The 14,867-nt window shown below is 62.9% G+C and carries 9 protein-coding genes; 4 read left to right on the top strand and 5 right to left on the bottom strand.

The window, feature by feature from the left end; all coding sequences use genetic code 11:
• Nucleotides 1-362: 362 nt before the first annotated feature.
• Together OXT71_03230 and OXT71_03225 are read right to left on the bottom strand one after the other, a co-directional pair.
• A complete protein-coding gene (locus OXT71_03230; protein ID MDE2925391.1) occupies nt 363-611 on the bottom strand; it encodes a hypothetical protein in 249 nt (82 codons plus the stop codon).
• Nucleotides 612-841: 230 nt separating this feature from the next.
• Nucleotides 842-1,144, bottom strand: a complete 303-nt coding sequence (locus OXT71_03225) for a hypothetical protein (protein ID MDE2925390.1) — start codon at nt 1,142-1,144, stop codon at nt 842-844.
• Nucleotides 1,145-1,440: 296 nt separating this feature from the next.
• Here OXT71_03225 and OXT71_03220 point away from each other — a divergent pair, with 296 nt between their 5' ends.
• The 4 genes from OXT71_03220 to OXT71_03205 all read left to right on the top strand — a co-directional run bounded on the left by OXT71_03220 (nt 1,441) and on the right by OXT71_03205 (nt 4,740).
• Nucleotides 1,441-1,632, top strand: a complete 192-nt coding sequence (locus OXT71_03220; protein ID MDE2925389.1) for a hypothetical protein — start codon at nt 1,441-1,443, stop codon at nt 1,630-1,632.
• A gap of 191 nt (nt 1,633-1,823) precedes the next feature.
• The gene (locus OXT71_03215; protein ID MDE2925388.1) at nt 1,824-2,783 is read left to right on the top strand and encodes a glycosyltransferase family A protein; all 960 of its coding nucleotides are present in this window, start codon (nt 1,824-1,826) and stop codon (nt 2,781-2,783) included.
• Complete coding sequence (locus tag OXT71_03210; GenBank protein ID MDE2925387.1) at nt 2,780-3,850, top strand: glycosyltransferase family 2 protein; 1,071 nt, start codon at nt 2,780-2,782, stop codon at nt 3,848-3,850. The genes OXT71_03215 and OXT71_03210 overlap by 4 nt, the downstream gene beginning before the upstream one ends.
• A complete protein-coding gene (locus OXT71_03205; GenBank protein ID MDE2925386.1) occupies nt 3,826-4,740 on the top strand; it encodes a glycosyltransferase family 2 protein in 915 nt (304 codons plus the stop codon). The genes OXT71_03210 and OXT71_03205 overlap by 25 nt, the downstream gene beginning before the upstream one ends.
• Before the next feature lie 313 nt (nt 4,741-5,053).
• Here the strand turns inward: OXT71_03205 and OXT71_03200 are convergent, their stop codons facing one another.
• The 3 genes from OXT71_03200 to OXT71_03190 all read right to left on the bottom strand — a co-directional run bounded on the left by OXT71_03200 (nt 5,054) and on the right by OXT71_03190 (nt 14,577).
• Complete coding sequence (locus OXT71_03200; GenBank protein MDE2925385.1) at nt 5,054-10,843, bottom strand: fibronectin type III domain-containing protein; 5,790 nt, start codon at nt 10,841-10,843, stop codon at nt 5,054-5,056.
• A 193-nt stretch (nt 10,844-11,036) separates the two neighbouring features.
• A complete protein-coding gene (locus OXT71_03195) occupies nt 11,037-12,401 on the bottom strand; it encodes a sialidase family protein (GenBank protein ID MDE2925384.1) in 1,365 nt (454 codons plus the stop codon).
• Between the two features lie 421 nt (nt 12,402-12,822).
• Nucleotides 12,823-14,577: a hypothetical protein gene (locus tag OXT71_03190; protein ID MDE2925383.1), complete on the bottom strand. Its 1,755-nt coding sequence runs from the start codon at nt 14,575-14,577 to the stop codon at nt 12,823-12,825.
• Nucleotides 14,578-14,867: the final 290 nt, after the last annotated feature.

The following is a 14,867-nucleotide window of genomic DNA, read 5'->3' as shown; positions in this document are numbered from 1 at the left end:
CCGGGAAGCCAGGAAACGCGGACTGTCGCCGGACTTCTCTTCGACTTGAATTATCTTGTTGCGGAACGGAATGGAAAAGGGAAACGGCGAAGTACGCGAAATCTGCGACCTGTTTGTTGCTTGTTCAGCACGTCAAGCATTAGGAGTCAACCCCGTTTCCGATTCGGCGAAGAACCCGGGAATTGACTGAAAAAATTAGTGTTTAGTAGTTCTTGGCTGAGGGGCGGACGGGATTGGAGATCGCCCTTCCTCTCGCTGGAGCGGCGGTTTCCTAACCGCCGATTTCTTGCTCGGCGTGGGGGAAAGACGAAGAGGGCGATTAGAAATCGCCCTTCCAATCGCCCTTCCGGACAGCGCGGCTCCTAGGACGCTGTCCGGCGGGTGAGAGCATCCCGCAATCCCTTCAGCAATCCTTCCACGTGCGCCATGCGTTCCCGGAGTGCGGCGATTTGGGAGTCGATCCGTCCCATGTGGTTGCGCACGTCCCGCACCTCCTGGCGCATGTCCCGCATCTCCTGCCGGACGCCCCGCCAACTGGCCAGAATCAGGCCGGCCAGGCCGATCCCTACTGCGACGATGGCTACCAGGACGCTGATCAGATCGAGATTCATGGCTTGGAGTCCTCGGACGTTGTGCGTTCAATAGTATACAAACGACGATCGCGGAAAATATGCGAAAGATCTCGGTTGGGGCGGGGCGGGGCGGGGCGGCGGTTTCCTAACCGCCGATTTCTTACTCGGCTTGGGGGGAAGAAGAATGGGCGATTAGGAAATCGCCCTTCCAATCGCCCTTCCAATCGCCCTTCCAATCGCCCTTCCAATCGCCCTTCCTGGCGCTCGTCCTAGTCCACGGTGCGGGGAATGAAGACTTCCAGCAGTCCCTGCAGTAGTCCCTCCACATGGCCGATACGTTCCCGGAGTTCGGCGATATGGGAATCGATCCGTCCCATGTGGTTGCGCATGTCCCGAACCTCTTGCCGCATATCCCGCATCTCGTGCCGGACTTCGTGGATCTCTCCGCGCATCTCGTGGCGCATGTCGCGCATTTCATGCCGGACGCCCCGCCAGCCGGCTAACACCAGTCCGGCCAGGCCGACTCCTACTGCGACGACGGCTACCAGGACGCTGATCAGATCGACATTCATGGCTTGGAGTCCTCCGATGTCTTGCATTCAACAATATACAACGACGGCCCCGAAGAATATGCGAAGGATCCCAGCGGGAGTGGCGGTTTCCTGACCGCCGGTCAGGATGGAACGGCGGTTTCCTAACCGCCGGACTCCCGCGTAGCCATGCGGCGACGCAAGAGCGGGCGATTGGAAATCGGCCGTCTTTTCCTGGTTGGGAACGTTAATTCAAATGGCGGTACAATTCGCGGCAGGCATCTGTTCACGGTTTGCCGGGCAGGTTCCGTCGCGATCAATCGGAGGGAGGTTCGGATATGACCCCGGAACTCGTTGGTATCGTCGCTGCCTCGCTCGCATTGGGAGGCTTGATGGTTTCCCTGTTTGCATGGGTGAAATCCGATATCAGCCGACTCCAGGATGGATTTGTCCAGATCCGGGAACGCATCGCCCACATTGAAGGCCTCCTGAAGGGCCTGGGCGACTCGATCACGGCAAGGACAGACTGACCGATTCCGCGACTGTGCGTTCCAATCGCCGGCGCGCGACGCCGCGGCACGCCTGACGAAACCCCAACCTGACCAGCTTCATCCCGCGCCGGATCATCGGCGGCAAGAAGGCCGTGTGACCCATCGGTCGACCGTCCCCCCTCTCACGGCGATTGGAAATCGGCACTCCTTGGTAGACTTGGGGCAGGACCATGCGAGCGACCGTCGTCATCCCGACCTTCAACCGGTCCCGGATCCTGGTGCGGACGTTGGAGGCGCTGGGGCGGCAGACGTTGCTTGAGGAGACTGCGGACGATTCGGGGGGCGGCGTTCCCTACGAGGTGATCGTGGTGGACGACGGGTCCACCGACGACACGGGCGAGCGGGTTCGGGGGTTGGCTTCGGAGTATCCGGTGCCACTGGTTTACCTTCACCAGGAGAATCGCAAGCAGGGCGCGGCGCGGAACCTGGGCGTGGGGCGGGCCCGGGGGGAGTGGTTGGTGTTTCTGGGGGACGATACGGTTCCCGGGTCCGGTTTTCTGGAAGGGCATCTCGGGGCCCGAGACGGGGTCCGGAACGAGGATGCCGAACGGGTCGTGGTGATCGGGTACACGCCTTGGGCCCGGGAGTATCCCCGGACCCGGTTCATGGAGTACGTGGGCGAGGAGGGGTGGCAGTTCGGGTTCGCGCTGATCGAAGACCCGAACGACGTTCCCTTCAACTTCTTCTACACCAGCAACCTCTCCATCTCCCGGGAGTTCTTCCGGGAGTCGGGGGGGTTCGACGAGGACTTCGGCGAGTACGGGTGGGAGGACATCGAGTTGGGATGGCGGCTCCACCGGATGGGGATGCGGCTGGTCTACCACGCGGACGCGGTGGCCCACCATCACCACCCCACGTCGGTGAGGGCTTTCGTCCGGCGGCAGCGGCGGGTCGGCTCTTCGGCCTGGAACTTCTACCGCAAGCATCCCGAGTTGGCGGACTTCCTCAACGTGGACCGCCTGCCCCGATACCGGCTCCGGGACCGGGTGCGCATGGAGCTGCTGACCTGGGCCTGCGCCTGGACCGAGAGACGGGGTTGGCCGGACCTGAGCTCCCTCTATCCGGATCTCATGAGCTACCACTACAACCTGGGGCTGCTTCGAGGCCGGCGGGAGGAACGCCAGGCATGACAGGCGGCTACGATCCCAGGCTGACGGTGATCATCCCCACCTGGAACCGGGCCCGGCTGCTGGAGCACTGCCTCTCGTCGCTGGCCAGGCAGCGGGTGCGATGCCCCGTCCTGGTGGTGGACAACGGTTCCACCGACTCGACCCGGGAGATGCTGGAGACCCGGTTTCCCGGGGTGGAGGCGCTGGCGCTGGAGGAGAACCAGGGTTTCGCCCGGGCGGTGAATCGCGGCATCCTCCATTGCAGCTCCGAATACGTGGCGCTCCTGAACAACGACACGGAGGTGGATCCGGGCTGGGTGGAGGCGGGACTGGCGGCGCTCGACGGGAACCCCTCCTATTGGTTCCTGGCGTCCCGAATGGTGGACTTCCGCCGGCGGGACCTCATCGACAGCGCCGGCGACGGCTACGACCGGACGGGAATGCCCTTCAAGCGGGGCCGGGGCGACGCGTGCCGGCTCCACAGCCATAGCCGGCCGGTCCTGGGGGCCAGCGCCGGCGCCGCCTTCTACCGCCGCCGGCTCTTCGACCGCATCGGGCTCTTCGATGAAACCTACTACATGTACCTGGAGGACGTGGAACTGAGCCTGAGAGCCCAGTTCACCGGCCATTCCTGCCTTTACGTCCCCGAGGCTATCGTCTACCATATAGAGGCAGCGTCCGATTCCTCTCGGGAAGACCTGGTGGCGGACCTCCTGGCATCGGTAGAGGAGGACTGCCGACTCGTCCTTCCGGCGGAGACGGACGCCAGGGTCCGGTCGATCCCACCCCGGCCGGACCCGCCTTCACTCCCCGTCTGCTATTCGCCGGCCCGGGTCTACTGGATCACCCGCAACCGGTGGCAGTTGATGGTCACCTATCAACCGGGACGCAACCTGCTCCAGTTGGCCTACGGCTGGGCCCGCAGCACGGCGTTCCACGCCCTCAAGGCGGGCTACCTGGGGTCGTTCCTGCGCGGACTCGCGGCGGGGATGGCGCGGACTCCGCAGGCGCTGGCCAAGCGCTGGCGGGTGCGCCGCGACCGGGTCCTCACGGGACGGGAAATATGCCGACTGATGAACGGGTCGTAGCGATCGTCGTCAACTGGAACGGGCGCGACGTCCTCCCGGCGACCCTGGACTCGTTGCGTTGTACGCTTCACCCCAACCTCGAGATCGTCGTGGTGGACAACGGGTCCACCGACGGGTCCGCGGACCAGGTGCGGGATCCGGTGCGCCTGGCGCCGCTGGCGGAGAACCTGGGTTACGGGGGCGCCCTCAACGCGGTGCTGCGGACATCGGTTCCCGGCGCGGAAGACGGCTCGAGTCCGGCCGCCGAGTATTTTCTCCTGCTGAACAACGACATCCTGGTGGAGCCGGAGACGGTCTCCCGGCTGCTGGAGACGGCCCGGGAGAAGGGGCCGGGGGTCTACGGACCGAAGGTCCTGCTGCAGGACAGGCCGGACCGGTTGGACGCCGCCTGGGGACGGATCACCTGGAGCCACGTCCTGGCTTCCTTTCGAGGCAAGGGGGCGCGGGACGGCGGGCGGTACGGCCGGGTCCGGCGGGTGCAGTTGCTGCTGGGATGCGCGCTTCTGGTCCACCGGCGGGTGTTCGAGGACGCGGGGTTCTTCGACGAGGACTACTTCATGTACCACGAGGAGGTGGACTTCCTCTTTCGCGCCGGAAGGCGGGGGTACCGGTCGTACTTTTGTCCGGCGGCGAGGGCCTATCACCGGCGGGCGCATTCGACGCGGCACGATCCCCTGAAGCGGGTGTTCTGGGTCCGGCGGAATGCGGTGCTGTTCCTGAGGAAGCATCGCGCCGGCGCCTGGGCATGGGGTTGTTGGGGGAAGTCGCTGGTGTTGAGCCTGGCCTGGAACGTCGTGCTGCTGCGCCGGCGGCGGGTGGCGACGATCTGGCGAGGCGTCGTGGCGGGGATGGGACGGGAGATTTCCCAATCGCCGAGGAGCGGCGATTGACAATCAGGAGAGGCGACTTTCCTGTCGCCCATTGGCAGGCGGTTTTCCTACCGCCCCGTGCACCCTTCGCCGCTCGCCGGCCGGGGTTTTCGTTGGTCGGTAGTTCGGCGGTAGTAAAGCCGACGCTCCATTCGACGATTGGTAAATCGGCTCGGGATCGGTCGCTTCGCTCCCGTGGCGACAGGAAAGTCGCCACTCCAATCGGCGGTAGGAAAACCGCCTTCTCCGGCGACAGGAAAGTCGCCGCTCCAAAAAAAAGGGGCAACCGCTGGTGCGGTTGCCCCTTTTGGGTTTGGGTCCCTTTTGGGGATGGTTACCGGACCGGAACCACCGGGAGGGTGGTGAAGATCCCGTTGTTGAAATCCATCTCCAGAGCCACGCCGGTAAACATGGACCCCGACGGCGCGGTGCAGTGGACCGAGCCAGTGAAGTCGTCCGTGTTGGCGTTGGCGAACATCTCGTTGATGAACTCGGAGTTCTGGCCGTTGCCAGGTAGATTGATCACCTTCTCACCCAGCCTCTGACCGCCCATCATCAAGCGGCAGGTCACCGACGTCATATCCGCCATGAGGTTGCGGATGGCGGCGCCGGTGTTGATGCCGGCCGCCATGCGGCGGGCCGGGAAGATGGCTGCGTTCACGGCATCGCTGGCTCCCACTCCGGCAACCCCGATGCTGGGGATATTGAAGCGGAGGACACCGCCGATGGGTCCGTCAGAGACGACTCTCACCGAGCCGACCATGCCCTCGCCCATGCCACTGGTGGTGACGGTCATTTCACCCATGACCGGGATCTCGTCCGTCACCATCAGGACACCGTCGGCGACCTCGACTCCGTCCATCGTGGCGTCCACGACCATCGCGGCATCGATCATGTTGCCCATCTGGTCGAAGAAGTGGATGGCCGGGGCCACCGCCGAGGTGGCCACGTTGACGAAGACCAGGTCGGAACTCGTCGCCGTTCCGCCGAAATCGCCGTTGGCGAAGTGTGCGAAGTTGAGCGTCGAATTACAGCTGCCGGCGCCGGACCCCAGAGGCACCATCGGGAGGGTGGTGAAAATGCCGTTGGCGGCATCCATTTCCAGGGCGACTCCGACGAACATGCCGTCGTCGGGGGCGGTGCAACGCACCGATCCCACGAAGTCGACCGTATCGGCGCCCGGGAACATCTCGTCGATGAACGCGGAGTGATGGCCGTCGCCGTCCAGCATGATCGGGGCCGTATCCATGACCTCGCCGCCCTGCATCAGCATGCAGGTCACGGTCATGTCATCCGCGCTGAGGTTGCGGATCGCCGCTCCGGTTCTGACTCCACCGATCATCCGGCGAGCCGGGAAGATGGCGTCGCTGACGGGCTCGCTGGCTCCCACGCCGGCGACTCCAACGGCCGGGATGTCGAAGCGCAGCACGCCTCCCAGGCGGCCGGTGCCGAACACCCTCGCCGATCCGACCACCAGGGCGCCTTCGCCGTTGGTCGAAATTGTCATTTCGCCTCGGCTCGGGATCCCCATGGGAACGGTCAAGGCGCCGTCGCCATTGACCATCAGGTCTCCCGTCACATCCACCACCGAGTCGGCGTCGATCATGTCGCCCATCTGGTTGTAGAAGTAGATGGCCGGGGTCACCGCGGAGGTCTCCACGTTCACCAGCACGATGTCGGACGTGATGGTCACCTCACCCGCCGTGCCGTTGGCAAAGTGGGCGAAGTTGAGACCCTCCATGGGCGTGGCCTCGACCGAGGCGACGGCGCCGCGCCCGATGGCGTTCACCGCTGCGACCTGGATCTCATGGCCGATCCCGTTGGTCAGGCCCGTCATGGTGTAGCTGGTGGCGCTTCCGCCGCCAGCCACCGTCCTCCAACTGCTCCAGCCACTACCGTTCATGCGGTAGCGCACCTGGTAGCCGGTGATGTCGGAGCCGCCGGTGTCGGCCGGCATGCCCCACTTCACCGTGATGGTCTCGCTTTCGACTCTCGCCGTCACGCCCGTCGGCGCGGTCGGCGCGCGGCCCGGCGTGGCTCTGGCTTCGGCAGCGGTGCCGTCGCCGATACTGTTCACCGCCCGCACCTGGAATCGGTATTCCGTGCCGTTGGTGAGGTTGGAAACCGTGACGCTCCTGGCGTTCCCGGCGCCGCTGACGGTCGTCCACGCGTCGTCGTAGGCCCGGCCGGCCGCGGCGTAGCGGTATTCATAGCGCAGGATGTCCGAACCGCTGCCAGACGCCGCGCCCCAGCTCAGAGCAACCTGCTCGTCACCGGCGGTGGCCGTGAAGCTGGCCGGCGCACCCGGAGCGGATTCCGCCAGCGTGGCGCTGGCCGTGGCCGGCTGCCCCGCAGCGACGGCGTTCGCCGCCCGCACCTGGAATTCGTAGTCCTTTCCGTTCTCCAAATTCCCAACGGTGGTGCTGGTGGCAGTCGCGCCGCCGGGAACGGTGGACCATGCGCCGTAGCTTCCGCCGACCTCCTGGTGGCGGACCTCGTAGCGGACGATCGCCGACCCTCCATTGTTGGCCGGCGCTCTCCAAGTCAAGCGCACGCTCTGGTCACCGGCTTCCGCCGTCAATCCCCTGGGGGTGCTGGGAGCGCCCTGCACCGGGATGGTCAGAGCCACGGTGGGACCCTCGAGGCCCGCGTAGTCGCTGCTGCCCGTCACATCATGCGTGAGCATGAAGGACTGTTCTTCCTCCGTTCCGGCGTCGGCGGCCACACTCACCGTCACGGTCTTTCCCTGGTTCCAATCATCCGGATTGAAGACCAGAGGCGACCCGGCCACCGTGATGTCTTCGGACGGGCTGTTCACCGTCACCGTCACGGCGTCGAGGGGCTCCGACATCAGGTGGACTCTGTAGGTCCCACTGGATCCCGCAGCAACGGTCAATGCAGTGGGATTCGCCGTCACGCCCGTCATGTCGTTTTCCGCGAGGGTCACGGTCACGGGCGAAATATCCACCGCCTGCACTCCGTCGGTGGTCGCGTCGGTATCTTCGTATTCGTCCGCGCCGCTCGACGTGTGGGTCAAAGTGACCTGGCCGTCCGCAACCGCGTCGTCGTCTTCCGCCAGAGTCACGGTCACCGTCTGCTCCCGGTCCCAATTGCCGGTGGAGAAACTCAGCCGCGTCCGGTTCAACCGAACGTCATCGGACGCGCCGGTGACTTCCACGTTCACGTGTACGGTCGCCGTCGGCTCCGAAGTCAGCACCACGGTGTAGGAGTCGCTGCCGCCTTCCGTGATATTGAGCGACGTCGGGTTGATGGCGACTCCGGGGGTGTCACTGTCCTTGACGTCCAACGTAAGGGTTTGATTTTCAAAGTTGTCTGCGGCGTGCAATAGAGAGGCTGCTCCGGTGTCCGCGGTGGCGAGCGCGTGCACGGTCACCGTCCGCGGAGTGGACCAGTTAGCCGGTGTGAACACCAGGGCAGCCGGGCCCACCGATACGCCACTGGGTGCACCGGTAATGTTGACCGTCTCGTTGTCGGCCGGTTCGGAACCGAGCGCAACCGTGTAAGTGCGGCGCATCCCCTGGCCCATCTCAAGCGTCATGGTACTCAGGATGATTGCCGCCGAGTCGTTATCGCTGACCTGCACCACCACGTTCGACGGCATCTCAAGGTCGTAACCGCCGCCGTTGACCTCGTGGGTCAGTGTAACTGTTCCGCCCGTCGCATTGTTGTCCTCGGGGGCCCTCACCGTCACCGGCTGTGGAATGTTCCAGTTGCCCCGAGTGAAGGTCAGGGTCGTGGGAGTCGCCACCAGCGACTCGGTCGAGGTATCCGTGCGGCCCAACGTTATCGTCACGTTGCCGGTGGGCTCCGTGCCCAGAACCAGCGTATACCTTTCGGCCGCTCCTCCTTCGGTCACAGTGAGCGCCGTCGGAGTCACAATCACACCCTTCTTGTGGGTGTCGTCTTCGGTAATCGTAACCGTCACCATGCCTCCGGTCACGCCGGAATATCCGCCTCCGCTGGCCGCATGGGTCAGCGTAACCACTGGATCCGGCTCCGCGTCGGCGTCCTGACCCGCCTTCACCTCCACCATTTGCGCATCGTCCCAATTGCTGGTGGTGAAGGTCAGGCTCGACGGAGACACGGAGACGTCGCCCGACGCGCCGCGCACCGTTACGGTCACGGTGCCGGTGGGCTGCGATTCCAACATCACCGAGTACATGCCGGTCGCGCCTTCTGCAACGGTCAGGGATGAGGTGACAGCCTCGTCAGCCGGCATCGTATCCACAATGAGGCCGCGGCTATGGATTTCCTTAATCGTCACCCGGACGCTACCCGCCCTCGTGCCTTCGTAGTCCGAGCCGCGCACTGTGTGGCTCAACGTCACCGGCGCATCGGTTTCTCCGTCGTCGTCGTTTTCGGCGGAAACCTGAACTTCCTGCGCGGTGGACCAGGTGCCACCGGTGCCACCGGTGAAGACGAGCTGCGAAGGCAACACGGTCACGTCACCCGAAACTCCAGCTATGGTCACCGTCACGCTGTTGGCGGCGGTATCACTATTGTGATCGTCGACCGGCTCGGAATCGAGCACGACACTGTAACTCCCGCTCCCGCCCTCGGTGACTTCAAGCGACGTTGGGTTGATCGTCACGCCGCGCGTGTGGCTCTCCCGCACCGTCGCCCGCAAGATACCGTTGGCGACGATGGCGGTGCCGATCGTGTGCGTAATCGTGACCGTCTCCTGCACCGCATTTTCGTCGTCGGCCGCAGACACGGTCACAGTCTGCGCCGTATTCCAATTGCTGGTGCCGCCATTGGGCGCCGTAAAGTCCAGTGAAGTCGGGTCCGCGCTAAAGCCCAAACCCGTCGGGACAGACACTCCTACGGTCGTGTCCGCTGTAGGCGCGCTGGCCAGTCTAACGGTGTATGTCGCCGTCCCGCCCTCGTTTATGGTCATCGAGGTTCGACTCAAACGGACGCCCGGCATCGAATCGGAGACCGTGACGGTGACAGGATCTACCGTCTCACCGTCGTATCCTGCGTCGCTGCTGCTCGAAGAAGTGTCGATCGCGTTCGCCAGTGCCACAGATGGTGTAGCGCTGTTATCGAAATCGGAGTCGACCAGAACCGTGACCGTCTGCGGTCGATTCCAATTGCTCGACGAGAAACTCACGCTGGACGGGCTGACTCTGAAATCATCGACCCCTGGCGTTGGTTCAGTCACCGTGATCCGCACCGAGCCCGCCGGACGCGTGTTCAGCACGACGGTAAACGTCCCCCTTGCGCCGACAGCGACGTCTAGCGCCGTTGGCGTCACCGTCACGCCATGCTCGTCGTTGTCATCGACTGTCACCGGTACGGGAGCCGCCGACACGCCGGTATAGTCGCCGCCCCGCACGGTATGCGTGAGGGTCGCCATATCGTCGTCGGCGTCGAGATCCTCACCCGCGTACACCGTCACCGTCTCAGGCGTGCTGTAGTTGTCGGCCGTGAAGAAGAGCCGCGAAGGACTCACCGTGAGCTCGCCCGAAATCCCTCCCACGTCCACGGTCACCGTGTCCGTGGGCTCGCTGGTGAGCACCACCGTGTAAGTGACGCTCCCGGCCTCGTTCAGCGTACCCGTCGGCTGGACCACCGTCACTTCGCGCATTTCGTTGTCGTTGGCCGTCACCCGCACGGACGAGTTCGACAAGGCTATGGAATCGCCATCGTCGCCAATGACCGCCGTGTGGGTGAGGGTCACGGTCTCCGATACCGCGTCAGCGTCGGCGTTCGCAGTCACCGTCACCGGCTGAGCCGTGTTCCAGGTGCCATCGTCTCCACCTGGTTTCGTGGGCGCCATGAAGGTGAGCGAGGTGGTGGACACGGTAATGTCCGCGCCCGCGGTCCCGTTGACCGGTGCGCCCACTACCGTGATGGTCACGTTGTCGGACGGTTCCACGTCCAGCACGACCGTATACTGTCCTGTGGCCCCTTCTTCCGTAACCTCCAGCGTCCTCGGATCCACGGTCACGGCCAAGCCGCCTTGGGCCATGGCCAGTTGCGGCGCGGCCAGCAGCATCACGGCCAGGACGGGAAGGAGGCCTCTCCCCATGTGGAAGTAGTCACGGCTCCTGAAACCGTCACGGAACGATACGGATTGACCGGAATCACGTCTCAACATGGGTATTCCTCCCAATTCGGCGCACTGAATGCGTTTCTCGATATAAGCAAGATATGTGCTCTCGGCACAATACGGGCAGAGTCACTGACTCACAATAGCACAACTCCTCTGACACGGCACACAGCTAGCGACAAACCGTGTCCGTATAAGAGTTTGCCTACAATTCAAGGGGTCTTCCAGACCTTACCTCCGACTACGGTATTCCGATTCGAGCCACCAGTACATCTCCCAAGATGACCCGTGGCTCAAAGGGCGACCGGCGGATCTTCCGCCGGTTGTAGACCACGGCGACCTCGTTGTCGCCCGAACGGATCAATCGTGGATATAGATGCTCGAAACCCTTTTTTGGCGCACTTATTTTCATCAGTTCCGAGAAGCCGGCGTTCAGGTCGCGACTCCAGGCAAGGTAGATCTCCGGCGACAAGCCCAATGCCCCCTTGGAATAGGCCACCAGGCATCCTTTCTCCCAAGGCAGCAGATCGAAGCCGTAGTAGAACCGGCCGGGCCCATGGGCTCCCGCCAGGGAGTCCCTCTCCCCTTTCGGGGCCGTCCAGCCGATGGCAGGAGAATAGAGGCGATAGGAGAGATTCCGATTCGTCCGGCCCATCTGGGTTTCCGATTCGACCCAGCCGGCCAGGATTCCACTGTCGAAGGTTTGGAGCGAAGCCTGGACCGACAGCGCCTTCCGGTCGAATATCACCTGGTCCTCGTTCCAGGTAGCGCCGCCATCCGGCGACTGGTCGAAGTAGAGAGTGGTGCGGTCCCCGTCGACCACGTGCCAAGCGACGTAAACCGAATCGCCGTGCACGGCCAACCGGGGCTCCATGCAGTTCATGGAAGCATCGTCGTTGACTCGGACGGGCGGTGACCAGGTGGATTCTCCCGTCGTCCTGCTGAATACGACTGCCCTTCGTCCCTTTGTCGGGTCGGCCCAAACCAAGTAGGCCCGGTTGTCCGGCCCGGCCTCCAAATGGGGTGATCCGGTGTCCCGGCGTTTCTCTTCTTCCGGGAAGTTGACGTCCACCGGACGCCAGTCCTTGCCGCCGTCAGGGCTCTGAAACAGATGGATGCGTTCCTGTCCGCCGGGGTGACCATTGGAAATGACCAGGTACAAGCGACCCTTGCCGCCGCCCATCAACTGCGGCCGCCGAGCGAGCGCCGTCCCGACGGCAAAAAACCGAGGTGGCGTCCAAGTATTCCCTTCATCCTCCGATCGCCGGTAACCAACCCGGAGCTCGCTTCGGGGTCCGCCCGCCTTCTGCCGCCTATTGCCAACCCAGGCCGCGTGGATCGCACCCGATTTCCCATCGATCCGGATCGTCGGCGAACGTTCGAGATCCGGGCCCCCGGCAATGGGAACCGGAGAGCTCCAACGGTCCTCGGAGCGGACGAAGCGCGACACGAAGACATCCGTATCTTTTGCCTTATTGGTGTCCCGAACTGCAGCAAAACCGATGATCAGATCCCCCCCGGGATCCAGTTTCAATTGATTGTGGGAGAAGAAGGTCTCAACGAAGGCCTGGACTCCCGGCGGGTTGACCCGAACACGGGACAGCAATTGCCACTTTCCCGGATCCGCGGCCATGCTCTGCACAGGCGTCGCAACGACAGCCATGAGAATAGCGACACTGAACAGTATCCGTGCCAACTGTCCGTTTGGAGTAAGCAATCTACAGAACTCCCGATTGAAGGTCGAAAACGATCGTCTTGCCGGCTGTGACATTCCTCCGAGCTTCCGCCCAAAGTTCGGCGGGTGGCAACCACCGTCGACTCCTGTCCACGGCTAATTTGGAAAGATGCCGTGCATTTGGAAGGGTCGCACATTCCAGGTGGCGACGAAGAACCGGACTGCGGGAAGTTTGGATTACGTGAAAAGAAAAGGGGGAACCCGAAATGGGCTCCCCCTTTTGTGTCTCGGACCGATGACCTCACCCAACTTGAGGGTTGAGAGAGTCGATCCTTGGATTAGCCGAACCGGCCTATGGCGTGTCCGCCGTAGACGCCGGAGACTTCAGGGACCAAGAGGCGGCGAAAGTCGACTCCGAAGTGATAAATTTCAACAGGGCTCGTCCCGTTGTGACGAAGGCACGTGTTGAATCTTCCTGCTCCACGACCAACGTACCGCCCGTGTAGGTGCGCTCGTCCTCTGTGGGAACACCATCGTTTTCCTCGATCGTGGAACCCGTCGCAGAATCTCCGTCTCCATAGTCTTCCTCGCAAGTCAGACTGGAGCGCATAAACTTGATCCATCCTGGGGAGGCGTTCATCGACTCCGCCAGCGTGGCATCAAGACCGGCAAAATCACCCGCGCCCGACGACGCCGTGGGAACGATGCTCGTCAGATGGTCCAGCGTCCAAGGTCCCGTGATCGCGGTTCCAGCACACTCGCCAAGATCAGCGTTGGTCATAACACTGATACCCTCGACGATGATGTTCACACCCGCAGGATCGTCGGGAGCATCCACACCACCGAATACCGGCCCCGACGCGGCAGCAGGGTCCGCCAGTGCGTCGCCCATGTTGTCCATGAGAGCAACCTTGTATCCCGTCTTGGCGGGGATCAATTCGTACGCGCCAGGACCACCGAAGTCATCCGCCGCAGAGAGGAACAGCATGATCTGCTTCGTCTCATCGCCGCCGCCGTGAAGAGCTGGCAAGACCAGAGCTCCGCCGCTGCCGATTGCTCTATTCGTGGCGTCGTCCGGCTGATCAGCAATGGCTGAGGGAGCTGCGTAATCCGTGCGGGCTCCGGTGTTGGTGATAGTTGCCCCCGCACCGCCGGCGTCCTTCTCGGCCAGACGGCCGCCGCCGTCACCGGTCGCATCGGCACCGGTGAGAGTCCAGTAGTCACCAACATTGGTCATGGCGTTGTTCGGATTATCGACACCCGGACGAACAATCGGAGTGCCACCCCAGGATGCGGTCTGGTCGGATCCACCCGCATCAGTGGAGAGCAGCGCCTCCGTGAAATGCCCGGTCAGGTGGTTGAATGCGATGGGCTGGGCGTTGCCCACAGTCAAGCCGCCGACGTTCTTGGAAGTCCCATCGGCCACAACTGCCGGAGTGGCGTCCGGATCTGCTGCCCTACAATCGTTGACTCCGTCGGCTCCGAGGGCGGAATAGACGAGAGGGTTATCAGCAGTTGCGGCGTCACCATCATCGGCTGCACGGATAAACACGCCGCAATTGTCGATGTTGTCCGTCCCGTGCATATCCTCGGCCAGGAAAGAGGGGAAGAGGACGTTTACCGTCGCTCGCTGGTTCGTTTCAGTATCTGCGATGGCACCGTCCGCATCATCGTCCTCGCTGTAGTTCATACCCACCGCGGTGACGGCGATGACAAAATGACCGGAATTGATTCCGGCGCCATCATCGTCGTTCGTCATTGCCGGTAGCCCGTCCAGAACCTCACTCACGTTGGTGCCATCCATGTCGTCATCGGTGGCCGTACCCGGAATCATGTGATTGAAGGGGTCGACCAGAACGTTTGAGTCGGCTGGAAGGACTCTCAGGTACCACAGCACGCGGGTCATTTCGTCATTGTAGTACTGAGTCAGCACCGTAACCGCCTGTGAGGCGTGGGCGTTTGCCACAGAGATGAAGTTCTGATGGGCCATGTTGCTCTGGAAGATCAACTGCGACCCCTTGTCGGCGGCGAGCGCCGGATTCGCGACCATAGCGACCGCGAGGACTGGCACAGCGGCCAGAACCAGTAGTTTCAACCATCCTTTCATTGGAAAGTCCTCCTTCGAAATAAGTTTACAAATCCCCTGAAAACAGAAATTCCCCGGAGTGGAGAATGTCCCGAGACTCCTCCTCCGGGAAGGACGGAACCAAACCGCTGGTTCCCTCTTGACGCACAAAACAAAATTCGATCACCAAAGCCTCTCGTCTCCAACAGTGTCGATTAGGAAAGATGCCGCCCTTTCCGAATAGTTGCGTGTTTCGTCCGACCGGCATGGCGATGGTTTAGGGAAGGTCTGAACAAGTCGATTCAAGGGACGTGAGAGCCGTTATTGTTTCG

The organism is Acidobacteriota bacterium (assembly GCA_028874215.1).
Taxonomy (GTDB): domain Bacteria; phylum Acidobacteriota; class UBA6911; order RPQK01; family JAJDTT01; genus JAJDTT01.
The sequence above is the reverse complement of the archived record's forward strand: the minus strand, read 5'-3'. Positions and strand labels throughout refer to the sequence as shown.